Origin of the sequence: Methylorubrum subtropicum, assembly GCF_038442325.1 — a bacterium.
Classification (GTDB): Bacteria; Pseudomonadota; Alphaproteobacteria; order Rhizobiales; family Beijerinckiaceae; genus Methylobacterium; species Methylobacterium subtropicum.
Map to the genome: position 1 here is coordinate 36,548 of NZ_JBBXMW010000018.1, position 23,613 is coordinate 60,160.

A 23,613-nucleotide genomic window follows, 5' to 3' on the forward strand; every position below is an offset into this window, starting at 1 on the left:
TATCAGATGCCGTCACCCCGCCGCCTTCGGGATCAGGGACACCGCGCCTCGGAATGACGCAGCCTCGCGCAGACGCTTCCGGCAGCCAAGCCGCCACGTTCCTGTTCCTGCAGGGAATCGCGTCGCCGTTCTTCTCCGATCTCGGCCAGACCCTGCGCGACCGCGGCCACAATGTCCGCCGGATCAACTTTTCGGCTGGCGACTGGCTGTTCTGGCGCCTGCCCTCCGACAATTACCGCGGCAACCGCGACGGCTGGGACGATTACGTCGAGGCCTATATCCGCACGCATTCGATCACCGACATCGTGCTGTTCGGCGATTGCCGGCCCTACCATCAGGCGGCGATCCAGGTGGCCAAGCCGATGGGCGTGCGCATCCATGTGTTCGAGGAGGGGTATGTCCGCCCCTACTGGATCACCTGCGAGCAGGGCGGCGTGAACGGCAATTCCCCGCTGCCGAAGACCGCGGAAGAGATCCGGGCGCTCGCCCGCAAGCTGCCGCAGGCCGGGCGCGCCATGCCGCTGACCGGCGACATGACCCGCCGCAGCGTCTGGGACATCGGCTTCAACATCGCCAATGTCGGCTTCCCCTACCTCTATCCGGGCTTCCGCAGCCACCGGCCGAACCACATCGTCGCCGAGTACGGCGGCTGGATCCGGAAGTTCGTCCGCCGCAACCGCACCCGGCGGCAGGCCATACAGGTCGGCGAGAACTACAAGGCGGTCGACGCCCAGTACTTCCTGCTGCCGCTCCAGCTCGACAGCGACTACCAGATCCGCGTCCACTCGCCGTTCCTCGGCGTCGAGGGCTTCATGGACCGGGTGATCGCCTCGTTCGCCCGGCATTCGAGCGCGCCGACGCGGCTGCTCGTGAAGCTGCACCCGCTCGACAGCGGCATCATGAACTGGCGCAAGCGCGCCCGGCAGGCCGCCAAGCGCCACGGCTGCAACGACCGGCTCGACTTCATCGACGGCGGCGACCTGCCCAAGCTGATCGACGGCAGCCGCGGGGTCGTGCTGGTGAACTCGACCGTGGGCATGCTGGCGCTGGAGCGCGGCAGGCCGACGCTCGCCTTCGGGCAGGCGGTCTACAACATGCCGGGCCTGACGCATCAGGGCGACATCGACACCTTCTGGGCCGATCCCAAGGCGCCCGACCGGGAGTTGATGGAGGATTTCCGCCGGGTCGTCATGCACCGCACCCAGATCAACGGCGGCTACTTCTCGCCGTCCGCCATCGAGCGGGCGGTGGCCGGCGCGGTGCCGCGGCTGGAGGCGACCCTGCCGCCCGCCGCACTCGCCGCCGCCCGCGACCGGCGCGAGGGTTCTGAGCGGGCCGGACGGCTCTCGCCGGCCTACTGAGAGCCTCTCACGAAACTCCCGCTGGGCTGCCGTGCCCAGAAGGAGAGCTCCCGGTGATCGGGCGTTTTGTGAGGCGCTCTGAGACGGCGGGCTTTACAGGCCGCGCCCCGCACCCCATCCCCCGTTCATGCCCGTCATCCTCATCACCGGCGCCTCAAGCGGCATCGGCGCCGCCCTGGCGCGGCTCTGCGCACAGCAACTAGGCGCGAATCTGGTCCTGACCGGCCGCGACCGCGCGCGGCTCGATGCGGTGGCGGCCGAATGCCGGAGACTCGGGGCGCAGGTCCGCACCGGCCTGTTCGACGTGCGCGAACGCGACACCGTCGGGGCGTGGCTGCGGGCCATCGACACCGAGAGCCCGCTCGACCTCGTCATCGTCAACGCCGCGGTGAACGGCGGCCACCCATCCGGCGCGCTGGAGACCGAGGCGACGGCGTTCGAGACCGCCGACATCAATTACGGCGGCGCGCTCAACGTGCTGCTCCCCACCGTCAGCCTGATGAGCGCCCGCGGACGCGGCCAGATCGCGCTGGTCTCCTCGCTGGCCGCTTACGCGCCGCTGCCGGACGCGCCGGCCTATAGCGGGGCGAAGGCCGCGCTGCTCGCCCACGGGCTGGCGCTGCGGACGAAGCTGAGGCCGCTCGGCGTGCGCGTCAGCGTGGTGACGCCGGGCTATGTCAGGACGCCGATGGGCGGGGTCATCAAGGGCTGGCGCCCGCTGGAGATGAGCGCGGACGAGGCCGCCGCCCGCATCCTGCACGGGTTGGAGCGCGACCGCGACGTGGTCGCCTTCCCCTGGCCGCTGGCGGCGCTGGCCCGCGGGGCGCTGCTGGTGCCCGAACGGGTGCGGTCGCTGGGCCTGCACGGCCTGCGCTTCCGCAACCGGCCGCGCCGATGAGGGCCGCACCGCGGCTCGCGATCTTCGCGCTGGAGGCCCTGCCGAACGCCCGCGCGCTGCGCCGGTTCGTCGCCGACAACTGCGAAAAAATCGCGTTCGTCGGGTTGTCGCGCGCCGAGCGCCCCTCGGCCGGTGGACTCGTGGCGCAGGTGCGCCGCCACCTCGCCCGCTCGGGGCTGCGCATCCTGCCCTATCTCGCGGTCAATTTCGGCCTGCCGGACCTGATCAACGGCCTATCCACGACGCTGCGCCGGAACGGCCCGCCGGAGGCGACGCCGCTGGCGCCGCTCTGCCGCAGCCTCGGCATCCCGGTGATGAGCGTGGACGACGTGAACGGGCCGGAGGTGGCCGACGCCTTCGCCACGCATGCGCCCGACCTGATCGTCTCGTTCCACTTCGACCAGATCTTTTCCGCGGCGACCCTCGAACGCGCCCCGCTCGGCGGCCTCAACGTCCATCCGAGCCTGCTGCCGCGCCATCGCGGGCCGACGCCGACCCTGCACGCGCTCGCCGACGGCGACCGCGCCTTCGGGGTCACCGTCCATCGGCTTGCTGCCGCGATCGATGCCGGGGCGATCCTGGCGCAGGCGGCGGTGCCGCTCCCACCGGGCACCAGCGCGACCCGAGCCGCGATGCTGCTGCACGCGCGCGGGCGGGAGCTGCTCGAGGACGTCTTGGCCGACATCACCGAGCAAGGCGCGGTGCCAAGTGGCAAAAAAACGGTGCCGGTCCTGCCCTATCGCGGCTTCCCGGACCGGGACCTACTCGCCCGGATGCACCGGGCGGGCCTGCCTCTCGTGGACCGCGGCGACTGGCGGGCCGCGCTTCGCCTCGCCTCAGGCCCGTAGGGCGGCGTCGAGGTCGTCGATCAGGTCCTGCGGATCCTCGATGCCGATCGAGAGTCGCACCACCTCCGGGCCGGCGCCGGCGGCCGACTTCTGCGCGTCGGTGAGCTGGCGGTGGGTGGTCGAGGCCGGGTGGATCACCAGCGAGCGGGTGTCGCCGATATTCGCCAGATGGCTGAACAGCTGGAGGTTCGAGACGAGCTTCACGCCGGCCTCGTAGCCGCCCTTCAGCCCGAAGGTGAACACCGCGCCCGCGCCCTTGGGCGTGTAGCGCTGCGCCAGGGCGTGATACTTGTCGGTCTCCAGCCCCGGATAGCTCACCCAATCGACGAGGTCGTGGCCGGAGAGGAAGGTCGCGACCTTGAGCGCGTTGTCGGAGTGGCGCTGCATCCGCAGCGGCAGCGTCTCGATGCCGTTGAGGATCAGGAAGGCGTTGAACGGCGACAGCGACGGCCCAAGGTCGCGCAACGACAGCACCCGCACCGCGATGGCGAAGCCGAAATTCCCGAAGGTCTCGGCCAGCACCATGCCGGCATATTCCGGCCGGGGCTGCGACAGCATCGGGTAGCGCGCATCGCCCTGCCACTGGAACGTGCCGCCGTCGACGATCAGGCCGCCGATCGAATTGCCGTGGCCGCCCAAGAACTTGGTGGCCGAGTGGACGACGATGTCGGCGCCGTGTTCGAACGGCTTGATCAGGTACGGCGTCGCCATCGTGTTGTCGACGATGAGCGGGATGTTGTGGCGCTTGGCGATCACCGAGAGGGCGGCAATATCCGTGATCACGCCGCCGGGGTTGGCGATGGATTCACAAAAAATCGCCTTGGTGCGCGGGGTGATGGCGCGCTCGAACGAGTCCGGATCGTCGGTGTCGGCCCAGACCACCTGCCAGCCGAAGTTCTTGTAGGAATGGTTGAACTGGTTGATCGAGCCGCCGTAGAGCTTGTTGGCCGCCACGAACTCGTCGCCCGGCTGCATCAGGGCGTGCAGCGTCAGGAACTCCGCCGCATGGCCCGAGGCGACGGCGAGCGCCGCCGTGCCGCCTTCGAGGGCCGCGATGCGCTCTTCCAGCACCGCGTTGGTCGGGTTGGTGATGCGGGTGTAGATGTTGCCGAAGGCCTGCAGCCCGAACAGCGAGGCGGCGTGATCGACATCGTCGAACACGAAGCTCGTGGTCTGGTAGATTGGCGTCGCCCGCGCGCCGGTCGCCGGGTCGGGGGTGGCGCCCGCGTGGATCGCGAGGGTGTTGAAGCCGGGCTGGCGGTCGGTCATCGCGAAAACTCCTCTGGGAGCCGCCGTTTACGCCCCCGGTCTCAGGGGGTGCAAGGGTGGATGCGAGGGAGGCAGGGCTGCGCAGCCGGGTTCAAGCCGAGCGACGGGCCGACCCACACCCACCACCGTCATTCCGAGGCCGCGTAGCGGAACCCGGAATCCACCCGTGATGCGGGATGCCCGGCTTGAGCTGCCTCCGTCGCGGCCAGTCGTGGATTCCGGGTTCTCGCTTTTGGCGAGCCCCGGAATGACGGCGCGGAGGTTTCAGACGGATGCTGCGTCCTACCGTTACCATCGCGCCCCTGACGATCCCGGGGGATCGTTGCCGCGCCGCACAGGCGGCAAGCGCGGCAGTCTGGACACGTTCGTATCTGGCATGTCAGAGAGCGCGTCGAGGAAATCACGGCAATCCGGTGACCGCGGGTCGCATTGATTGCCGCCGGGCAATGGTGTCTGCCATTGCGACAGGTTCAATTTCGAAAGCCTCCAGACGCGGGCGCGGCGGTCTCGCACCGCAGCCCGGCCTGACAGGCTTCGGCGCAGCGACTGACGGGAGAGTTGCACCTTGGCGGACGAAGGACCTCAGGGCACCAAGCGCGACTTCCTGTTTCTCGCGACCGGTGCAGGATTGGCCGTGGGCGCCGGCGCGGTAGCGTGGCCCTTCGTGGCCTCCATGGCGCCCGACGCCGCCACCGTCGCGGCGGGCGCGCCGCTCGACGTCGATCTGACCCCGATTCAGGACGGCCAGATCGTCAACGTGTTCTGGCGCGGCAAGCTCATCTTCGTGCGCAAGCTCACGGAGAAGGAGATCACGGACATGAAGGCCGTGCCGCTCAACCAGATGATCGACCCGGCGCCCTTTGCCGACCGGGTGAAGACCGGCCACGACCAGTGGCTCGTGGCCTACGGCAACTGCACCCATCTCGGCTGCGTGCCGATCGGCCATTCGGGCAACTTCGAGGGTTGGGCCTGCCCCTGCCACGGCTCGCAGTTCGACGCCGTCGGCCGCGTGCGCCGCGGCCCCGCGCCGACGAACCTGCCCCTGCCGCCCTACGTCTTCGCGAGCGACACCAAGCTCACGATCGGCGAAGAGGGCGGCAAGGCCGTCGCGTAAATCCAGGATACGAGAAGCCGGAGCGGGCATCCGATGAGCAGCGCACACGCGACCTCGACCTACGTCCCGAAGAGCCGCGCCGCGAAGTGGTTCGAGTCCCGCCTGCCGATCGTCGGCCTGGTGCACTCGTCCTTCGTGGCCTTCCCGGTTCCGCGGAACCTCAACTACTTCTACACCTTCGGCGCGATCCTGATCGCGTTCCTGGGCATCCAGATCATCACCGGCGTCTGGCTGGCGATGCATTACGACCCGAACGCCAGCAACGCGTTCGAGAGCGTCGAGCACATCATGCGCGACGTGAATTACGGCTGGCTCCTGCGCTACGCGCACGCCAACGGCGCGTCGATGTTCTTCGTGGCGGTCTACGTCCACATCTTCCGCAACCTCTATTACGGGTCGTACAAGGCCCCGCGTGAGGTGCTCTACCTGCTCGGCGTCATCATCTACCTCCTGATGATGGCCACCGCCTTCCTCGGCTACACCCTGCCGTGGGGCCAGATGAGCTTCTGGGGCGCCACCGTCATCACCAACATCCTGGCGGCGATCCCGGTCGTCGGCGACACGATCCAGAGCCTGCTCTGGGGCGGCTACTCGGTCGGCAACCCAACGATCAACCGCTTCTTCTCGCTGCACTTCCTGCTGCCGTGGATGATCGCGGGCGTCGTTGTCCTGCACGTCTGGGCGCTGCACGTGACGGGCCAGAACAACCCGGCCGGCATCCCGATCAAGTCGAGCAAGGACGCGGTGCCCTTCACCCCCTACGCGACCATCAAGGACGTGTTCGCCGTCGTGGTGTTCATGATCCTGTTCGCGTGGTTCATCTTCTACCAGCCGAACTACCTCGGCCACGCCGACAACTACGTCCCGGCCAACCCGTCGGTGACCCCGGCCCACATCGTGCCCGAATGGTACTTCCTGCCGTTCTACGCGATCCTGCGGGCCGTGCCGGACAAGCTCGGCGGCGTGATCCTGATGTTCGGCGCGGTGCTGATCCTCGCCTTCGCGCCCTGGCTCGACACCTCGCGGGTCCGCTCCTGCAACTACCGTCCGGTCTACCGGGTGTTCTTCTGGGTGTTCACCGTCAACGCCGTCCTGCTCGGCTGGCTCGGCGCGAAGCCCCCGGAGGGCGGCTACGTGATCGCCTCGCAGATCTGCACCGCCTACTACTTCGCCCACTTCCTGATCGTGATGCCGCTCGTCGGCCTGTTCGAAACGCCGGACCGCGTGCCGGGCTCGATCCTCGAGACCGTGACCGGACCGGGCAAGCAGGTGAGCGGATCGGGCATGCCCGCGGGCGCCGCCGCCGAACCCGCCAAGCGCGGCTGAGCACCCTTGAGGAGACACGGTATGCGCATCGCCCTCCTCGCCGCCGCGGGCCTTCTCGCGGCGGCCCTCGGCTCCACCGGCCTCCGCGCCGAGGACGGCCACGCCCCGCAGCCGCCGCGCGAGAAGTGGAGCTACGCCGGCATGTTCGGCCGGTTCGATCAGGCGCAGCTCCAGCGCGGCTTCCAGGTCTACAAGGAAGTCTGCGCCAACTGCCATTCGATGAAGCTCGTCGCCTTCCGCAACCTCTCGGAAGAGGGCGGCCCCGGCTTCAGCGCGGCGCAGGTCAAGGCGCTCGCCGAGACCTATAGCGTCAAGGAACTGGACGATTCGGGCGCCGAGAAGGAGCGTCCGGCCCGCCCCGCCGACCGCTTCCCGCCGCCCTTCCCGAACGACAAGGCGGCCGCCGCCGCCAACGGCGGCAAGGCCCCGCCGGACTTCTCGGTGCTCGCCAAGGCCCGCACCTACGAGCGCGGCTTCCCGTGGTTCGTGTTCGATGCGCTGCCCTTCACCAGCTACTCGGAGCAGGGCGTCGATTACATCCACGCGCTCCTGACCGGCTACGAGGACGCCCCGAAGGGCTTCGAGATGCCGGGCAGCGGCTACTACAACAAGTACTATCCCGGCCACGTCATCGCGATGCCGAATCCGCTGAGCGAGGGCCAGATCACCTATCCGAAGGACGACAAGGGCCAGCCCGTCGTGCCGGAGACGGTGGAGCAGTACTCGCACGACGTCGCGGCCTTCATGGCCTGGGCGGCCGAGCCGCACATGATGGCCCGTAAGGCGCTGGGCCTGCGTGTGATCCTGTTCCTGATCGTGCTGGCCGGCCTGCTCTATTACGTGAAGAAGCAGGTCTGGAAGAAGGTCGGCGGCGAGGTCCACGGCCTCCAGCCGGAACTGCACAAGACCTACTGACGGGCCTCACCACCCGCCTTCGGAACCTCACGAACGGGCCCCTCGCGGGCCCGTTTGCTTGAGGATGCCCCCGCGGCTAAGAGGGCTTCACGAAGTCGTCAGCCGCCGCCGGGAGGGCGGTCGGGCCGGCGCTTCGCGCGCGGTACGGGACGCCCGCACGCCGGAGCGTGCCGGCGACCGCCCGGCCCGCCTGCGCCGTCCGCGACGGCATCGGGCAAAAACCGGGGCGGATACCGCACCGGACAGGCGTCACGACAAGACGGCATCGTGGGCGGAAGACGCGCGCAGACGCAACCGCCCGGCTGCGCGGAGCAGCAACGCAACACGGCACAAGGGATAAGATCCGCATGACGGCAGCGATTCTCGGCGTGATCGGCGGCTCGGGCGTCTACGACCTGCCCGGCCTGGAGGATGTCCGCGAGGAGGCGATCACCTCGCCCTGGGGCGAACCGTCCGACGCGCTGCGCATCGGCCGCATCGGCGAGACCATGGTGGTGTTCCTGGCCCGCCACGGGCGCGGCCACCGGCTCTCGCCGTCCGGCATCAACTACCGCGCCAACATCGACGCGATGAAGCGCGCGGGCGTGACCGACATCGTCTCGCTCTCGGCCTGCGGCTCGTTCCGCAACGAGCTGCATCCCGGCCTGTTCGTGCTGGTCGATCAGTTCATCGACCGCACGGTCGCGCGCGAGACCTCGTTCTTCGGCAACGGCTGCGTCGCGCACGTGCCCTTCGCCCATCCGGTCGGCCCCGGGCTGCAGCGGCGCATCGCGGCGGCGGCGGAAGCCGAGGGCATCACGGTGCACAAGGGCGGCACCTATGTCTGCATGGAGGGGCCGCAATTCTCGTCGCTGGCGGAATCGAAGTCCTACAAAGCGGCCAATTACGACGTCATCGGCATGACCAACCTGCCCGAGGCCAAGCTCGCCCGCGAGGCCGAGATCACCTACGCGACCATCGCCATGGTGACCGACTTCGATTGCTGGCACCCGAACCACGACAGCGTCGACGTCGCCTCGGTGGTCGCGGTGGCCCGCGCCAACGCCGCCCGCGCGGCCCAGCTCGTCGCCCGCGTCGCCCGCGACTTCCCCGCCGAGCGCGAGGACTGCCCGGCGGGCTCCCACCGGGCGCTCGACGGCGCGATCATGACGGCGCCCTCGCACCGCGACCCGGCGCTGCTGGCCAAGCTCGATGCCGTGGCGGGGCGCGTGCTCGGCGGCTGACCATCTCGGACGGGCCGCTCCTTCGACCGGCCCCTCCCCTCAAATCCCCTCATCCTGAGGTGCGCAGCGAAGCGGAGCCTTGAAGGAGGCCTCCAGTGTATCGCGCGGCTGGCCGGAGCCCTCCTTCGAGGCTGCTGCGCAGCACCTCAGGATGAGGGTGAGGATCGGATTATCCGTGTCGCAACGGATACGGCCAAGCTCCGATTTCGCACCGCCCCGCCACCCCGCCGATCCAAAACGCTGTGGACGATGACGGGGAAAATCGGCCAAACGGCTGAGCTTGCCCGCAAATCGCCCCGCCCTGCCATGGGGATGCCACAACCTCGGCCGTGTTTGCGCCACAAGCGGAGGCGTAACTGTTGCTCACACGCCGCTGACGGCACCGACCTTGGGATTGGGTGACGAGACAGATGCAGGGCCGCACGATCGGATCGCCGCGTACCACCCGTGACGCTCGCAAGACCGGGCGCACCACCTCCGACGTCATCTCCGTCGCCGCCCGTCCGGGCCGCGAGCACGGCAGCCGCCCGGCGCTCCTGCGCTCGGTCCTCTCGATGACGCTGCTGGCAGGCGGCCTCAGCGCGATCTTGCTCAACGCCGGCACCGATCTCGGCCGGGCCGAGGCCTCGACCAAGGCCGCCGAGCTGACGATGCCCAAGCCCCGGCTTCAATCCGTCTCGGTCGAGGCGCCGGTCCCCTCGGTGGTCGCGGCCTCGTCGAGCTTCCGCGCGGTGGACGGCCTCGACACCGACCTGACGGCGCGCACGGTGGACCGGGTCTCCTACGACTTCCTGCTGTCGCAGACCTCGACCGGCGACCCGAACGACATCCTCGAATTCGGGCCGATGAAGATCCGCCGCCATATCGTCCAGACCATCGTCAAGGCGGCGCAGGCCGTCGAGACCGATCCGGTGCTGCTGATGGCGGTGGCCGACAAGGAATCGAGCTTCATCACCGCGGTCCAGGCCAAGACCTCCTCGGCGACGGGCCTGTACCAGTTCATCGAGCGCACGTGGCTCGGCGTGATCCGCGATTTCGGCCCGAAATACGGCTACGCCCAGGACGCCGCCTTGGTGGTGCCGGACGGCAACGACCGCCCGAGCGTGCAGGACCAGTCTGAGCGTGCCCGCATCCTCGACATGCGCCGCGATCCCTACCTCTCCGCCCTGATGGCCGGCGAGATGCTCAAGCGGGATGCTGCCCGCATCGCCCTCAAGATCGGCCGCGAGCTGACGCTCGGCGAGGTCTATCTCGCCCACTTCCTCGGGGCGGACGACGCCGAGAACTTCCTGTCGCAGGTGGTCGACAAGCCGACCGCCGCCGCCGCGAACCTGCTGCCCGGCCCGGCGCGCGCCAACCGCTCGATCTTCTTCGCCGGCACCACCGGCCGCGGTCGCCACCGCAAGCCCGCGAGCCTCTCGGTGGCCCAGGTCCATCAGAAGTTCGAGGCGATGATGAGCACCCGCGGCGACCGCTACCGCGACGTCCGCAGCGTCGCCGGCCTGCTCCTCACCGCCGACGCCGACACGGTGCAATGACCCCGCGGCGGCCCGCCGCGCGACTCTCGAAATTCACCCTTCGACGCAACTGACAAGCGTCCGCTCGCTTTGTTGTGGGGCGCGGCCCGTTTCGGCCGCCCCGTAAGAGAGGAGGGTTTTTTGCCTTGAAGGGCCTGTTTCGAGATCAGTCGTATACGAGCCGGATCGACGATCCGCTCCTGCCGGGCATGAAGCTCGACCAGATCGGTCAGGCGCTGGCCTCCTGCTACGACAACCTCGTGGCCGAGGGCCTACCCGACGAGTTGGCCGCCCTGGTGCGCCGCGTCGACCGCGCCGAGCGCGAGGCCCGCGCGAAACAGCCCGCGCCCGGCTTCCGCATCGCCCTCGTGGTCGAGGACGAGGACGAGACCCGCGAACTCGCCGAGAGCGTGCTGGAGGAGACCGACCTGCACGTGGTCGGCTGCGCCAGCGCCGAGCAGGCGCTCACCTACCTGCAGGAGCACGGCGGCGAGGTGGCGTTGGTCTTCGCCGACATTCGGCTCGCCGGCGACATGGACGGGGTGCAGCTCGCCCGCGCCATCGCCACGCTCTGGCCCTGCACCCGGCTCGTCGTCACCTCCGGCGTCGATCCCGAGCCCGGCGAGGCCCTGCCCGAGGGCGCCGTGTTCATTCCCAAGCCCTGGCGCGCCTTCGACGTGCTGGTGGAGGCCGAGCGCGCCAGCCGCGACCGGGCGCCGCCGATTGCCTGAATAAAAGGCGCGCCTCTTGCAGGCTCTCCCCCGGCCGCCCGGGCCGGGCGGCAGGAGGTGAACCGACTCCATGCAGATCCGGACGGGCTTCGACATCACCTTCGAGTCGGTTCAGCCGACGCCGATGATCCTGATGCTCAATCTCCACCCGTCGCGGGTGCACGACCTCGTGACGCCGGAGACCATCACCTTCGATCCGCCGGTGCCCGTGCATCGCTACACGGACCGGTTCGACAACATCTGCACCCGCATCGTCGCGCCGGCCGGGCGCCTGACCATCGCGGCCGACTTCATCGTCGCCGATTCCGGCCTGCCCGATCCGGTGGTGCCGACCGCTACTCAGGCGGAGGTGCAGCACCTGCCCGACGACGTCCTCGTGTTCCTGATGGGCAGCCGCTACTGCGACACCGACAAACTCTCGGCCACCGCCTGGGAGCTGTTCGGCCAGACGCCGCTCGGCTGGCCGCGGGTGCAGGCGATCGTCGATTACGTCCATAACCGCATCCGCTTCGACTACATGCAGGCCGACGCCACCCGCACGGCCTTCGACGGTTACACCCAGCAGGTCGGCGTCTGCCGCGACTTCGCGCATCTGGCCGTCGCGCTGTGCCGCTGCATGAACATCCCGGCGCGCTACTGCACCGGCTATCTCGGCGATATCGGCGTGCCGCCGGTGCCGGACCCGATGGACTTTTCCGCGTGGTTCGAAGTCTGGCTCGACGGGCGCTGGTACACGTTCGACGCCCGCCACAACCGCCCGCGCATCGGCCGCATCGTGATGGCGCGGGGCCGCGACGCCACCGACTGCGCGCTCACCACCAATTTCGGTTTTCAGCAGCTTGTGAACTTCGGGGTTCACACCGACGAAGTCGGCTGAGCCGCGCTGCGGCGTTTCTAGCGATTCGTTCTGGATCACAGATCCAGAACGAATCGCTAGGTTGTTGTGCCGCATCGGCTTTTTTTCGAAAACCGGTTCCCACTTTTCGGGCCGATGCTCTGACTGTCAAGCTCGGGTGTCCCGCCGCACACCCGTCCTGTGCAAAATCTGCGATTCGGCTGGAACCCAAAAGCCACAGTCACGCTTTAAATGGCAAAGGTTCCTGCACAGGTAGACCACCCCATGAAGACCTTGGCATCTGTCTTCGCCGGCGCTGTCGGCATGTGTGTTCTTGCGGCCGGCGCGGCTCATGCCTCGCCCTACGATCCCTTCGGCTCCGATGCCGACGAGACCTATGCCGAGCCGTCGCGCGGCGGCTGGCCGGTCTACGATCCCTACGGCAGCCAGCGCGGCTCGGCGGCTCAGGGCAGCTACGGTTACGGCTCGGCCGAGGCGCAGGCGCAGGTCGCCCGCATCCCGCGCGAGGTCGTGTCCTTCGAGGGCCGCTACGCGCCGGGCACCATCGTGGTCTCCACCGCCGAGCGCCGCCTCTACCTCGTGCTCGGCAACGGCCAGGCCCTGCGCTACGGCGTCGGCGTCGGCCGCCCGGGCTTCACGTGGAGCGGCGTCAACAAGATCACCGCCAAGCGCGAGTGGCCGAGCTGGACCCCGCCCGCCGCGATGATCGCCCGCCGCCCCGACCTGCCGCGCTACATGGCCGGCGGCGTCGAGAACCCGCTCGGCGCGCGCGCGATGTATATCGGCACCTCGGAATACCGCATTCACGGCTCCAACGAGCCGGACACGATCGGTCAGGCGGTGTCGTCGGGCTGCATCCGCATGACCAACGAGGACGTGACCGACCTGTATTCGCGGGTGAAGGTCGGTGCCACGGTAATCGTGAACTGATCCGCCGGCCATCGCTCGGAACCGAGCGATGGTGCCGTCGGCCGGGCGCAAAGAGCGCCCCGCTCGAGCGGCCTCGGCATAGCCGAGGCGTCTAGAGCGAAGTGAATGTTTTCGAACGCAACGCCGCCGCCGCATCCCTCCCCCCTCTGCGGGGGAGGGTGGCCCCTGAAGGGGGTCGGGAGAGGGGAGCCCGGCTTCCGGAGATGACGGGACAACGGCGGCGAGGCAGTACCGTCGCGCTGCCCCTCTCCCGTCCGCTCCGCGGACACCCTCCCCCGCAGAGGGGGGAGGGACTTGCGTCGCGTTTTACGATCGCTGCTCTAGCAAAGCGAGAAGCCTGAGGTCGCGGATGCGACCGCCGGCGCTTGAGGCCAAAAGGAAAGAAGGCCGCGCTGGTGAGAGCCAGCGCGGCCTTTTCGTTACGGCGAGACGCGGCCCACCGCCGTCTGCGGGCCGTTTAGGAACGAAATCGGCATGTCGCAGAAGCAGCGCGCGCCGAGCGGGCGCGGGCCGGGCAGCGGGCAGGAATAGGGCTGGTCGCCCGAGATGCCGCTCTGCACCGCGTCGCAGTTCAGGCCCATCGGCCGGGGCGGCGGGCGGCCGTAATCGGGTTCGCGGTAGATGCGGCGCGGCGGGGGACGGTCGTAGCCGTCATCGTAGTACTGCGCGTGGGCGGGGGCGAGGCTGCCGGCCGCGACGAGAGCCAGGGCCGCGAGGCCGAGGCGACGGACGGAACGCATGGGTCGGACACTCCGAAAGATCGCGCCGAGGGCGCGTCGCTGAGGCCGACGTGTCTGGCGCTCCCCGGCGGCGAAAAAGCGGCGCGGGCAGGCCCAACGAAAAACGGCCCGCGCCGGGGGCGCGGGCCGTCGATGGCAGCCGGGGGCTCGGGGCCCCCGACCGTCATCCCAAAAGATTACTGGTGGTTGTTGGCGGCCTTCTGGACGTCCGAGGCGTTCTCGCGGGCGGTCTCGACGCCCTGCTCGTAGGCCGCGCGGGCCTCGCTGGCGCCCTGCTGCATCGCACTCTTGGCGTTCTCGGCGCTCTGCTGGAACGCGCTCTGGGCGAGGCCGCCGAACTCCTTGGCCTGGGCCTGGATCGCGGCGAACTGCGAACGGACGTACTCGGCCTGATGCTGCATCGCCTCCTGCACGTCGCGCGAGCGGACGAGCTTCTGGGCGAGGTCGAAGGCCGCGTTCACGTTCTGCTCGGCGAACTCGAAGCCGCGGGTCGAGAGGTTGGTGGCGTTGGTGCGCGCCAGGTCGGTCGAGCCCTGCACCGTGTCGGCGGTGCGGCGGGCGGCGCCGAGGAACGAGTCGAACGCCTTGCGGGCCTGCTCGACGCTCTTCTCGGCGAAGTCGCGCATCTCGTTCGGGATCTCGTAGTTCGGGGTGTTGGCCATGGGATGCTCCTCTCTATTCGGGTGATTCGGCGCTCTCGCGCGTTGTGCAGTGCAACATAGCGCGGGGGTGGCACTTTTTCCAGCCCCACCGCGTCCGATTAGGGTTACCAGTTGATAAACGTGTGTCGGCGGGCTTCCGTGTCTATGTCCGGTGCGTGTTAAGTTGCACAAGCCATCGTGAGCCCGTCCGTGGGAGGGTCGTCCCCACGCGGTCTCGCTGCGCTGCCGCGACGCCAACGCGATGTCCGGTTCGTCCGGGCCTCTTGATGTGAGGCATTCTTGATCAGGGTTCGGATGTCGGACCGTGCCGTGACCGTTTCCGATCCGCAGGGCCAAGCCGTGCTCGGCCGGGCGCTCGCGCGCTGGCGCGAGGATGCCGCGACCGCGCATCTCGCCCGCGAGGGCGCCGCTCTACTGGTGCTCGACGAAACGGCTGACCGCCTCCTGCACGCCGCCGGGGCGGCGGCCGCCTACGGCGTGGGCGTGGCCGGGCCGGACGGCACGGTGATGCCGGCGCTTCGCCTGTCCGAGCAGGTCCGCCGCGCCGGCCCAGTGGGCGAGCGCCCGCGCATGGTGCGCCTGCGCCTCGATCCCCGCGGCGTCGCCCCGCCGGTCGTTGTCCTGCTCGCGCGCGCCGGGCTCGACGAGGCGCGCGAGGCGCTGCTGCTGGCCCCGCTCGGCCCCCTCCCCGCCCTGCGCCCGTCCGAATTTTTTTCGGAGCCTAGCGAGGATGCGCCGGAGGCGGAGGCTCGGGACACGGCTCAAGCCGATGACGCGGCGCCTGAGCAGGAGCCGACCGAAACCGAACACACCATCGTGCCGGAGCCCCCGCCCCGCTTCGTCTGGCGCAGCGACGCCGACGGCGTGCTCATCCACGTCTCGGCCACCCATCCCGATCTCGCCGCGGTGATCGCGGGCCGGGCCTGGGCCGACCTCGCCGCCGACGGGATCGTCGAGGGAGCCGCGCTGGACGCGCTGCTGCGCGAGAAGCCGGAGACTTTCCGCGCGCTGCCGCTTCTCGTGCGGGGCCGCGCCTTCGAGCACGCCATCGACCTCTCCGGCGCGCCGATGGGCCGTCCCGGCCACGAGGGAACGGGCCTGAGCGGCTTCGCGCTGCTCAAAGAACGCCATCCGCGGCCCGAAGAGGACGAGATCGCGCCCGCGGACGCCGACCCGCCGGAAGTGGACGCGCTCTCGGTCAACGAGCACGCGGCCTTCCGCGAGGTCGCCCGCCTGCTGGGCCTGCGCTTCGCCCCCGACGATTTGGGTGAGGAGAGTGCGGACAGTGAGCGGGTCGAGGGCGTCTCGGGCCCCTCGGTCACGCCCTTCCCCACCCCGCCGGCCCGCACGGCGGAGGCCGAGGCCCGCACCCGTGCGGCGCTCGCCGAGCTGCTGGAGCGCCTGCCGGTCGGCGTGCTGGTCTACCGCGCCGACGCGGTGCTGTTTGCCAGCCAAACCTTCCTCGCGCTCACCGGCCATCCCGATCAGGCGAGCCTGGGCGCCATGGGCATCGCCCACCTGTTCCGCGGCCTTGCGCCGGATGCCCGCGGCGGGTCGGGGCCGGTGCCGTTCGCGCGGGCCGATGGCGGCACCGTCGCGCTCGCCCTCGATCATACCCGGCTCGACTGGGACGGCGCGCCCGCCGACCTCTGCCTCGTGCGCGCCGCCGAACCGCAGGCCGCGCCGCCCGCCCCGCCCAACGACGCGCGGTTGCGGGCGGAAAAGGTGCTCGACAGCCTGGAGGAAGGCGTCGTCACCCTCGACGCGGACGGCCGCGTCGTCGGCCTCAACCCGAGCGCGGCCGAACTCGTCCACGCCCATCCTAAGGAAGTCGTCGGCGGGCGCTTCGCCGACCTGTTCGCCCCCGAGAGCCTGCCCGCGTTGGAGGCCGCCGTCACCGACTCGCAGCGCTCCGGCGCGAGCGAACTCTTGGGCGTCACCGCCCGCTCGGGCGCCGCGGCGCTTCGCTTACGCATCGCGCGCCTGTTCGGCGAGGACGCGCCCGGCTACTGCGCGAGCTTGCGGGAAATCCGCGAGGACGCCCCGCCCCCCGCCCTGCCGCCGGCCACGATCCCGGCCCTTTCGCCGCCGGCCGTCGAGGACGGCGAGGCGGCGGGCGCCTGGAAGGCCCGGGCGCTCGCCCGCGTCGGGCGCGAGATCAGGCCCTCGCTCACCGCGATCCTCTCGCTCACCGACATGATGCTGTCGGACCGGTTCGACCGGGCGGATGCCGAGCGGCTGGAGGCATACCTACGCGAAGTGCGCCTGTCGGGCGGGCGCATCGCCGCCATCCTCGACGACCTGCGCGACCTCGCGGCATTGCAGGAGGGCGGCACCCTCACCTTCACCAAGGTCGGCCTCAACGACCTCGTCGCCAACTGCATCGGCACGATGCAGGCCCAGGCCGCCCGCGACCGCATCGTCGTGCGCACCAGCCTCGGGCCCGACCTGCCGCCCTTCCTCGCCGACGAGCGCTCGGTGCGGCAGGCGGCGCTCTCCGTGATCGGCAACGCCATCCGGGTCACGGAAGCGGGCGGGCAGGTCATCGTCTCGACGACGCTCGCCGACCGCGGCGAGGTGGCCCTGCGCGTGCGCGACACCGGCCCCGGCCTGTCGCCGGAGGCGGTGGCGAGCGCCCTCGAACCGTTCCGCGAGGGCGCCGAGCCGTCCGCGGAATGGGAGGGCGGCGGCTTCGGCCTGACGCTGACCAAGGCGCTGGTCGAGGCCAACCGCGGTCGCTTCCGCATCGGCAGCCGCAAGGACGAGGGCACCCTGGTCGAGATGATTTTTCCCGCGGCCTGATTCTCGCCCCTGGCCGGAGCCGGCCCGCGATCCATTTGAGAAACAAGCGCTTCGTGGCCCCGAGGGACGCTCGGACGCACCGATCGGTCGTGCATAAGAGAATTATGTGCAATTCAATTGCGCAAAATCTCGGTACTCGACCTTTTGGTGCTTGCTGCCCCTCTTCACATGCGCTTAAGAGTTTTTCCGGAAGCCCCGGCTGCGTGCACCGGCACGATACGATCGGGCACCGTTCAGGGAAGAAACAGCATGAGCGAGAAGGTCATCGACGTTCAGGACGCGTGGCGTGAGCGTGCTCTGATCGACGACGCGAAGTATCAGGAGATGTACGCGGCGTCGGTCTCGGATCCCGAGGCGTTCTGGGCCGAGCACGGCAAGCGGATCGACTGGTCGACGCCCTTCACCAAGGTCAAGGACACCAGCTTCGAACCCGGCAACATCTCGATCAAGTGGTTCGAGGACGGCAAGACCAACGTCGCCGTCAACTGCATCGACCGCCACCTGGAGACCCGCGGCGACCAGACCGCGATCATCTGGGAAGGCGACGACCCGAACGAGTCCAAGCACATCACCTACCGCGAGCTGCACGCGGAAGTCGGCCGGATGGCCAACGTCCTGCGCAACCGTGGCGTCGGCAAGGGTGATCGCGTCACGCTCTACCTGCCGATGATCCCCGAGGCCGCCTACGCCATGCTGGCCTGCGCCCGGCTCGGCGCGATCCACGCCATCGTCTTCGGCGGCTTCTCGCCGGATTCGCTGGCGAGCCGCATCAACGGCTGCGGCTCGAAGGTCGTCATCACGGCCGACGAGGGCCTGCGCGGCGGCCGCAAGGTGCCGCTCAAGGCCAACGTGGACGAGGCGATCAAGCGCGTCGAGAAGGATCTCGTCGAGCACGTCATCGTCGTGCGCCGCACCGGCGGCGACGTGGCGATGGAGCCCGGCCGCGACGTCTACTACCACGAGGCCGCCGAACAGGTGACCGACGAGTGTCCGGCCGAACAGGTCGAGGCCGAACACCCGCTGTTCATCCTCTACACCTCGGGCTCGACGGGCCAGCCGAAGGGCGTGGTGCACACCACCGGCGGCTACCTCGTCTACGCCTCCATGACCCACCAATACGTGTTCGATTACCACGACGGCGACGTCTACTGGTGCACGGCCGATGTGGGTTGGGTCACCGGCCACAGCTACATCGTCTACGGACCGCTGGCGAACGGCGCGACCACGCTGATGTTCGAGGGCATCCCGACCTACCCGTCGAATTCCCGCTTCTGGGAAGTCGTGGACAAGCACAACGTCAACATCTTCTACACCGCGCCGACCGCGATCCGCTCGCTCATGGGCGGCGGCGAGGGCCCGGTGAAGAAGACCTCGCGCCAGTCGCTCCGCGTGCTGGGCTCGGTCGGCGAGCCGATCAACCCGGAGGCCTGGGACTGGTACTACAACGTGGTCGGCGAGAAGCGCTGCTCCATCGTCGACACGTGGTGGCAGACCGAGACCGGCGGCATCCTGATCACGCCGCTGCCCGGCGCTACCAAGCTCAAGCCCGGCTCGGCCACCCGTCCGTTCTTCGGCGTGCAGCCGGTGATGGTCGATGCCGAGGGCAAGGAGTTGGAGGGCAAGTGCGAGGGTAACCTCTGCATCAAGGACTCTTGGCCCGGCCAGATGCGCACGGTCTACGGCGACCACGAGCGCTTCGAGCAGACCTACTTCTCGACCTACAAGAACCTCTACTTCACCGGCGACGGCGCGCGGCGCGACGACGACGGCTATTACTGGATCACCGGCCGCGTCGACGACGTCATCAACGTGTCGGGCCACCGCATGGGCACGGCCGAGGTCGAATCCTCGCTCGTCGCCCATCCGAAGGTGTCGGAGGCCGCGGTCGTCGGCTATCCGCACAATCTCAAGGGCCAGGGCATCTACGCCTACGTCACCCTCAACGAGGGCCTGGAGGGCGACGATTCCCTGCGTAAGGAACTCGTCACCTGGGTCCGCAAGGATATCGGCCCGATTGCCTCGCCGGACCTGATCCAGTTCGCGCCGGGCCTGCCCAAGACCCGCTCGGGCAAGATCATGCGCCGCATCCTGCGCAAGATCGCCGAGGACGATTTCGGCTCGCTCGGCGATACCTCGACGCTCGCCGAGCCCGCGGTGGTCGACGACCTGATCGAGAACCGCCAGAACCGCGCCAAGGCGTGACACCCGCCCTCTCCTCCCCCTTGCGGGGAGGAGTTGGAGGTGGGGGTGGTTCAGAATGAGGCGCCCCGGTGCCTTCTGCGCGCCCCCCACCCCTACCCCTCCCCGCAAGGGGGAGGGGAAACTGCCCGCACAACCAAAAAAGCAACCCGCCACCGGCCCCGCGACGGACCGGAATCGGCTGGGAGGAGATTCCATGAGCGCCACGCAATCGGCGGGTCCGCCCGCGACTTCGCACGTCCAACCCCTGCCCGGGGTCGTCGGCACCCTCGACAACCCCGTCGCCGATCCCCGGCTCGACCGGGTGTCCCAGAACCCGATTTTCCAAACCCTGGTGCGTGAGCGCAACCGCTACGCCTTGGTTCTGACGATCGCGATGCTCGTCGTCTTCCTCGGCTTCATCGGCCTGATCGCCTTCGACCGGTCCCTGCTGGCGACCAAGGTCGCGAGCACGACCTCGCTTGGGCTCGTTCTCGGCATCGGCGTCATCCTGGCGGCCTTCGTCTTCACCGGAATCTACGTCGCGCGCGCCAACACGCGGTTCGACGCCCTGGCCGCCGAACTCACGCGGAGCCTCGCTCGATGAGCCGCCTCTCCGCTTTCGGCGGTCGCGCCGCCCTCGGCCTGCTCGCGCTCGCTCCCAGCATGGCCCTGGCCGCCGGCCCGGATCTGGGCTCCGTTCAGCAGCAGCCCACGAACTGGCCGGCCATCGGCATGTTCCTGTTCTTCGTGCTGTTCACCCTCGGCATCACCTACAAGGCGGCCAAGGGCACGAAGTCGGCGGCCGATTTCTACGCGGCGGGTGGCGGCATCTCGGCCGGCACCAACGCGCTCGCCATCGCGGGCGATTACATGTCGGCGGCCTCGTTCCTCGGCATCTCGGGGCTCGTCTACACCTACGGCTTCGACGGGCTGGTCTATTCCACCGGCTTCCTCGTCGGCTGGCCGATCGTGCTGTTCCTCATCGCGGAGCGCCTGCGCAACCTCGGCAAGTTCACCTTCGCCGACGTCGCCTCGTTCCGGCTCAACCAGACGGCCATCCGCCTCATCTCGGCGACCGGCACGCTCGTCGTGGTGGCTTTGTACCTGATCGCGCAGATGGTGGGTGCCGGCAAGCTGATCCAGCTCCTGTTCGGCATGCCCTATCTCTACGCAGTGGTGATCGTCGGCGCGCTGATGATCATCTACGTCGCCTTCGGCGGCATGAAGGCGACGACCTGGGTCCAGGTGATCAAGGCGTGCCTGCTGCTCGGAGGTGCGACCTTCATGGCCGGAGCGGTGCTGTACCACTACGACTTCAACCCCGATAAACTGTTCGCCGCCGCCGTGCAGGTCCACCCGTCGGGCGACAAGATCATGGCACCGAGCGGCAGCCCGAGCAGCCCCGTCTTCAGCCCGATCGACACGCTCTCGCTCGGCATCGGCCTGATGTTCGGCACGGCGGGCCTGCCGCATATCCTGATGCGTTTCTTCACGGTGTCGGATGCGCAGGCGGCCCGGAAGTCGGTGTTCTACGCCACCGGCCTGATCGGCTACTTCTACATCCTCACCTTCATCATCGGGTTCGGTGCGATCACCTTCCTGATGAACGATCCGAACTACTTCAAGCTGGCGGCCGGCTGCACCGCCGAGGCGGCGAAAGCCGGAACGTGCACCTTCGACAAGATCAAGGATCTCATCGGCGGTGCGGCCAACATGCCGGCGGTGAACCTGTCGGCCGCGATCGGTGGGCCGTACTTCTTCGGCTTCATCTGCGCGGTGGCGTTCGCGACGATCCTCGCCGTCGTCGCCGGCCTGACGCTGGCCGGCGCCTCGGCGGTGAGCCACGATCTCTACGCCCAGGTGTTCGCCCGCGGGCGGACGACCGAGAAGAGCGAGGTCAACATCTCGAAGATCTCGGCGGTCGTGATCGGCATCGTGGCGATCGGTCTGGGCTACATCTTCGAGACCCAGAACGTGGCCTTCATGGTGGGCCTCGCGTTCTCCGTTGCGGCGAGCTGCAACTTCCCGGTCCTGCTGATGTCGATCCTGTGGCGCGACACCACCACGCTCGGCGCCCTCATCGGCGGCCTCGTCGGCCTGATCGCGGCGGTCGTCATGGTGGTGCTGTCGCCGGACGTGTGGGTGAAGACGTTCGGCCATGCCGAGGCGCTGTTCCCCTACAAGAACCCCGCGCTGTTCTCGATGCCGCTCGCCTTCCTGACGATCTACGTCGTCTCGAAGCTCGACAGAACCCGCCGCGCCCAGCACGAGCGGGCCGCCTTCGACGCCCAGTTCGTGCGCTCGGAGACCGGCATCGGTGCCGACAGCGCGCACGCGCACTGACGCGGCACGCACCTGAGACGAAGAAGGGCCCCGCCGCGAGGCGGGGCCCTTCCTTTTTGTCGACCGTCGAAGAACGCTCAGCGCTCGTCCGGATCGGGCCCCGCGGCGCTGGCGTTGAGCACGGTGCCGGCGGCGGGCGGGTGCCCTCCCCGCGCATTGCGAAGAATGCCGCGGATGTCGGCGCCCTCGGCGCCGAAGCGGGCCCAGGCGGCGCGGCAGCGGCTCTGGTCCGAATCGGCCCGGAAGTAGCGCTCCTGCTCGTCCAGCAGCGTGTCGTAGACGGCAGCGCGCACGCCCCGCTCCTCGCCGACATAGAGGTGGTAGATCCGGCCCCAGAACGCCTCGTCGATGTCCCATTCGCAGCCGCCGGACGCCTTCATCAGGGCGAGCTTGCGCAGGCTCTGGCGCTCGGCATGCGGCATGGTGAGGAAGCCGACCTGCGCCTTCAGCGCCCGCCCCCCGGCCGCGTAACCGGTCTCGCTGGTGAGCGCCCAGCCGAGATAGCCGCCGGAGGCGCCGAGGAGGCCGCCGGCGAGGAGGAGCGCTCTGAGAACGGTCATGGGCAGACCCCGGTTGGCAGGGGGATTCGACCTGCCAACCGTGGCGGGATCAAGGAGGATGGACGGGGTATCGTGATCGCGCGGGTCCCTGATTGATCCCCGCGAAAGCCACCGCATTCCCCCTCTCCCCGCACGCGGGGAGAGGCATTCATGGACCTTGTCGTCCATGAAGGAAGCGAAGCGGGGGTGAGGGGGACTCGACGGATGAGGCTCGACCTGAATCGCCCCCTCACCTTCGGCTGCCGCCTCGCTTTGCCGACGACAGCGTCGGCAAAGCCCTCTCCCCGCGTGCGGGGAGAGGGGATGCGCGGTACCGAGGCGATCAGATAGTATCGGAGAATTACCTCGAAAAATTACGCCTTGCGTGCCACCGTGAATCGCGCTGCGTCCTTGAGCACCCGCGCCCGCTCGCCCCACGGCGCTACGGCTTCCTCGCAGACCGCGACGAGCCGGTCGCACTCGGCGCGCGCGCCGTCGAGGCCGAGGCGGTCGACCAGGGTGGCCTTGCCGGCGTCCTTGTCCTTGCCGGTGGCCTTGCCCATGGCTTCCGGCGAGGCCTCGCGGTCCAAAATGTCGTCGGCGACCTGGAAGGCCTGGCCGAGCGCTTGGCCGTAGCGCAGCAGCGCGGCGCGCTCGTCCGCGTTGGCGCCGCCGACGAGCGCGCCGGCCTCGACCGAGAAGGCCAGGATCGCGCCGGTCTTCATCGCCTGCATCCGCAGGGTGTCGTCGATGTCGAGATCGACCGGGCCGAAGCGGCCTTCCGCCGAGAGATCGAGGAGCTGGCCGCCGACCATGCCGCCGAGGCCGGAGGAGCGGGCGAGCCCGAGCACGAGTTCGGCGCGGATGGCAGGGTTCGGCTGCCAGCGCGGATCGGCGGTGACCTCGAAGGCCAGCGTCAGCAGCGCGTCGCCGACGAGGATGGCGGTGGCCTCGTCGTAGGCCTTGTGGACGGTGGGCTTGCCGCGGCGCAGGTCGTCGTTGTCCATCGCCGGCAGATCGTCGTGGACGAGGCTGTAGCAATGGACGAGTTCGACGCCCGCGCCCGCCGCGAGCGCCGCATCCTCGGCGCCGCCGAGCATGCGCGCGGTCTCGATGGCGAGGAACGGGCGCAGCCGCTTGCCGCCGCCGAGCACGGCGTGGCGCATCGCCTCCATCAGGCGCGGCGGGCGGGCGATCTCGCCCGCGTTCAGGTTCGGCCCGAGAAGCTCGACCAGAAAACGCTCGACGGTGTCGGCGACCTCGGCGAGCCTGTGGGTAAACTCGTAGCCCGACGCGTCCGCCTTGACCGAGGGGGTGGGAGACTGCGTTGAGGTCATCGGGATGGGCCTGGATCGGGG

General features: G+C 69.3%; 20 protein-coding genes. 15 read left to right on the top strand and 5 right to left on the bottom strand.

Translation table 11 applies throughout. From position 1 onward, the window contains the following. The first annotated feature begins 53 nt into the window (after nt 1-53). The 3 genes from AAHG03_RS21090 to AAHG03_RS21100 all read left to right on the top strand — a co-directional run bounded on the left by AAHG03_RS21090 (nt 54) and on the right by AAHG03_RS21100 (nt 3,107). Entirely contained in the window at nt 54-1,361 is a 1,308-nt protein-coding gene (locus AAHG03_RS21090) for a capsule biosynthesis protein (RefSeq protein ID WP_342152958.1), read from the top strand. 127 nt (nt 1,362-1,488) lie between these two features. Next, the gene (locus tag AAHG03_RS21095; protein WP_342152959.1) at nt 1,489-2,259 is read left to right on the top strand and encodes an SDR family NAD(P)-dependent oxidoreductase; all 771 of its coding nucleotides are present in this window, start codon (nt 1,489-1,491) and stop codon (nt 2,257-2,259) included. Then, nucleotides 2,256-3,107 carry a methionyl-tRNA formyltransferase gene (locus tag AAHG03_RS21100; protein ID WP_342152960.1) on the top strand — a complete coding sequence of 284 codons (852 nt, stop codon included), beginning with the start codon at nt 2,256-2,258 and terminating at the stop codon, nt 3,105-3,107. The genes AAHG03_RS21095 and AAHG03_RS21100 overlap by 4 nt, the downstream gene beginning before the upstream one ends. On the opposite strand, the gene AAHG03_RS21105 is transcribed toward AAHG03_RS21100, so the two are convergent. Then, nucleotides 3,096-4,376: an O-acetylhomoserine aminocarboxypropyltransferase gene (locus AAHG03_RS21105; RefSeq protein ID WP_342152961.1), complete on the bottom strand. Its 1,281-nt coding sequence runs from the start codon at nt 4,374-4,376 to the stop codon at nt 3,096-3,098. The two genes, AAHG03_RS21100 and AAHG03_RS21105, sit on opposite strands and share 12 nt — an antisense overlap. Before the next feature lie 565 nt (nt 4,377-4,941). Between AAHG03_RS21105 and petA the strand changes: the two genes are divergently transcribed. The 8 genes from petA to AAHG03_RS21145 all read left to right on the top strand — a co-directional run bounded on the left by petA (nt 4,942) and on the right by AAHG03_RS21145 (nt 12,988). Further along, complete coding sequence (petA, locus tag AAHG03_RS21110; RefSeq protein ID WP_342152962.1) at nt 4,942-5,490, top strand: ubiquinol-cytochrome c reductase iron-sulfur subunit; 549 nt, start codon at nt 4,942-4,944, stop codon at nt 5,488-5,490. A 33-nt stretch (nt 5,491-5,523) separates the two neighbouring features. Next, entirely contained in the window at nt 5,524-6,816 is a 1,293-nt protein-coding gene (locus tag AAHG03_RS21115; RefSeq protein WP_342152963.1) for a cytochrome b, read from the top strand. A gap of 21 nt (nt 6,817-6,837) precedes the next feature. Next, nucleotides 6,838-7,731: a cytochrome c1 gene (locus AAHG03_RS21120; RefSeq protein WP_342152964.1), complete on the top strand. Its 894-nt coding sequence runs from the start codon at nt 6,838-6,840 to the stop codon at nt 7,729-7,731. 347 nt (nt 7,732-8,078) lie between these two features. Next, nucleotides 8,079-8,954: an S-methyl-5'-thioadenosine phosphorylase gene (locus tag AAHG03_RS21125; RefSeq protein ID WP_342152965.1), complete on the top strand. Its 876-nt coding sequence runs from the start codon at nt 8,079-8,081 to the stop codon at nt 8,952-8,954. A gap of 410 nt (nt 8,955-9,364) precedes the next feature. Then, the gene (locus AAHG03_RS21130) at nt 9,365-10,492 is read left to right on the top strand and encodes a transglycosylase SLT domain-containing protein (protein WP_342152968.1); all 1,128 of its coding nucleotides are present in this window, start codon (nt 9,365-9,367) and stop codon (nt 10,490-10,492) included. Nucleotides 10,493-10,680: 188 nt separating this feature from the next. After that, nucleotides 10,681-11,202 carry a response regulator gene (locus tag AAHG03_RS21135; RefSeq protein WP_342153026.1) on the top strand — a complete coding sequence of 174 codons (522 nt, stop codon included), beginning with the start codon at nt 10,681-10,683 and terminating at the stop codon, nt 11,200-11,202. Between the two features lie 70 nt (nt 11,203-11,272). Then, entirely contained in the window at nt 11,273-12,079 is an 807-nt protein-coding gene (locus tag AAHG03_RS21140) for a transglutaminase-like domain-containing protein (protein WP_342152970.1), read from the top strand. Nucleotides 12,080-12,322: 243 nt separating this feature from the next. Further along, nucleotides 12,323-12,988: a L,D-transpeptidase gene (locus AAHG03_RS21145; RefSeq protein ID WP_342152971.1), complete on the top strand. Its 666-nt coding sequence runs from the start codon at nt 12,323-12,325 to the stop codon at nt 12,986-12,988. A 419-nt stretch (nt 12,989-13,407) separates the two neighbouring features. Here AAHG03_RS21145 and AAHG03_RS21150 read toward each other — a convergent pair whose 3' ends face one another. Together AAHG03_RS21150 and AAHG03_RS21155 are read right to left on the bottom strand one after the other, a co-directional pair. Further along, entirely contained in the window at nt 13,408-13,728 is a 321-nt protein-coding gene (locus AAHG03_RS21150; RefSeq protein WP_342152972.1) for a hypothetical protein, read from the bottom strand. Between the two features lie 176 nt (nt 13,729-13,904). Next, nucleotides 13,905-14,390 carry a phasin gene (locus AAHG03_RS21155; RefSeq protein ID WP_342152973.1) on the bottom strand — a complete coding sequence of 162 codons (486 nt, stop codon included), beginning with the start codon at nt 14,388-14,390 and terminating at the stop codon, nt 13,905-13,907. Nucleotides 14,391-14,699: 309 nt separating this feature from the next. On the opposite strand from AAHG03_RS21155, the gene AAHG03_RS21160 reads away from it, so the two are divergent. The 4 genes from AAHG03_RS21160 to AAHG03_RS21175 all read left to right on the top strand — a co-directional run bounded on the left by AAHG03_RS21160 (nt 14,700) and on the right by AAHG03_RS21175 (nt 21,716). Further along, the gene (locus AAHG03_RS21160; RefSeq protein WP_342152974.1) at nt 14,700-17,192 is read left to right on the top strand and encodes a sensor histidine kinase; all 2,493 of its coding nucleotides are present in this window, start codon (nt 14,700-14,702) and stop codon (nt 17,190-17,192) included. A 249-nt stretch (nt 17,193-17,441) separates the two neighbouring features. Continuing rightward, a complete protein-coding gene (gene acs, locus AAHG03_RS21165; protein ID WP_342152975.1) occupies nt 17,442-19,394 on the top strand; it encodes an acetate--CoA ligase in 1,953 nt (650 codons plus the stop codon). A gap of 193 nt (nt 19,395-19,587) precedes the next feature. After that, a complete protein-coding gene (locus AAHG03_RS21170) occupies nt 19,588-19,977 on the top strand; it encodes a DUF485 domain-containing protein (RefSeq protein ID WP_342152976.1) in 390 nt (129 codons plus the stop codon). Beyond that, a complete protein-coding gene (locus tag AAHG03_RS21175) occupies nt 19,974-21,716 on the top strand; it encodes a cation acetate symporter (protein WP_342152977.1) in 1,743 nt (580 codons plus the stop codon). The genes AAHG03_RS21170 and AAHG03_RS21175 overlap by 4 nt, the downstream gene beginning before the upstream one ends. A gap of 77 nt (nt 21,717-21,793) precedes the next feature. Here the strand turns inward: AAHG03_RS21175 and AAHG03_RS21180 are convergent, their stop codons facing one another. After that, nucleotides 21,794-22,276, bottom strand: a complete 483-nt coding sequence (locus tag AAHG03_RS21180) for a hypothetical protein (protein ID WP_342152978.1) — start codon at nt 22,274-22,276, stop codon at nt 21,794-21,796. A gap of 353 nt (nt 22,277-22,629) precedes the next feature. Then, nucleotides 22,630-23,592 (bottom strand): polyprenyl synthetase family protein, encoded by a 963-nt coding sequence (locus AAHG03_RS21185; protein ID WP_342152979.1) that lies wholly within the window; start codon nt 23,590-23,592, stop codon nt 22,630-22,632. Between the last annotated feature and the right edge of the window lie 21 nt (nt 23,593-23,613).

Coding starts and splice junctions, on each gene's coding strand:
- AAHG03_RS21155 (WP_342152973.1), bottom strand. CDS start 14,390: ATGGCCAACACCCCGAACTACGAGATCCCGAACGAGATGCGCGACTTC.
- AAHG03_RS21175 (WP_342152977.1), top strand. CDS start 19,974: ATGAGCCGCCTCTCCGCTTTCGGCGGTCGCGCCGCCCTCGGCCTGCTC.
- AAHG03_RS21150 (WP_342152972.1), bottom strand. CDS start 13,728: ATGCGTTCCGTCCGTCGCCTCGGCCTCGCGGCCCTGGCTCTCGTCGCG.
- AAHG03_RS21140 (WP_342152970.1), top strand. CDS start 11,273: ATGCAGATCCGGACGGGCTTCGACATCACCTTCGAGTCGGTTCAGCCG.
- acs (WP_342152975.1), top strand. CDS start 17,442: ATGAGCGAGAAGGTCATCGACGTTCAGGACGCGTGGCGTGAGCGTGCT.
- AAHG03_RS21145 (WP_342152971.1), top strand. CDS start 12,323: ATGAAGACCTTGGCATCTGTCTTCGCCGGCGCTGTCGGCATGTGTGTT.
- AAHG03_RS21180 (WP_342152978.1), bottom strand. CDS start 22,276: ATGACCGTTCTCAGAGCGCTCCTCCTCGCCGGCGGCCTCCTCGGCGCC.
- AAHG03_RS21185 (WP_342152979.1), bottom strand. CDS start 23,592: ATGACCTCAACGCAGTCTCCCACCCCCTCGGTCAAGGCGGACGCGTCG.
- AAHG03_RS21125 (WP_342152965.1), top strand. CDS start 8,079: ATGACGGCAGCGATTCTCGGCGTGATCGGCGGCTCGGGCGTCTACGAC.
- AAHG03_RS21120 (WP_342152964.1), top strand. CDS start 6,838: ATGCGCATCGCCCTCCTCGCCGCCGCGGGCCTTCTCGCGGCGGCCCTC.
- AAHG03_RS21115 (WP_342152963.1), top strand. CDS start 5,524: ATGAGCAGCGCACACGCGACCTCGACCTACGTCCCGAAGAGCCGCGCC.
- AAHG03_RS21095 (WP_342152959.1), top strand. CDS start 1,489: ATGCCCGTCATCCTCATCACCGGCGCCTCAAGCGGCATCGGCGCCGCC.
- AAHG03_RS21170 (WP_342152976.1), top strand. CDS start 19,588: ATGAGCGCCACGCAATCGGCGGGTCCGCCCGCGACTTCGCACGTCCAA.
- AAHG03_RS21105 (WP_342152961.1), bottom strand. CDS start 4,376: ATGACCGACCGCCAGCCCGGCTTCAACACCCTCGCGATCCACGCGGGC.
- AAHG03_RS21135 (WP_342153026.1), top strand. CDS start 10,681: ATGAAGCTCGACCAGATCGGTCAGGCGCTGGCCTCCTGCTACGACAAC.
- AAHG03_RS21090 (WP_342152958.1), top strand. CDS start 54: ATGACGCAGCCTCGCGCAGACGCTTCCGGCAGCCAAGCCGCCACGTTC.
- AAHG03_RS21100 (WP_342152960.1), top strand. CDS start 2,256: ATGAGGGCCGCACCGCGGCTCGCGATCTTCGCGCTGGAGGCCCTGCCG.
- AAHG03_RS21130 (WP_342152968.1), top strand. CDS start 9,365: ATGCAGGGCCGCACGATCGGATCGCCGCGTACCACCCGTGACGCTCGC.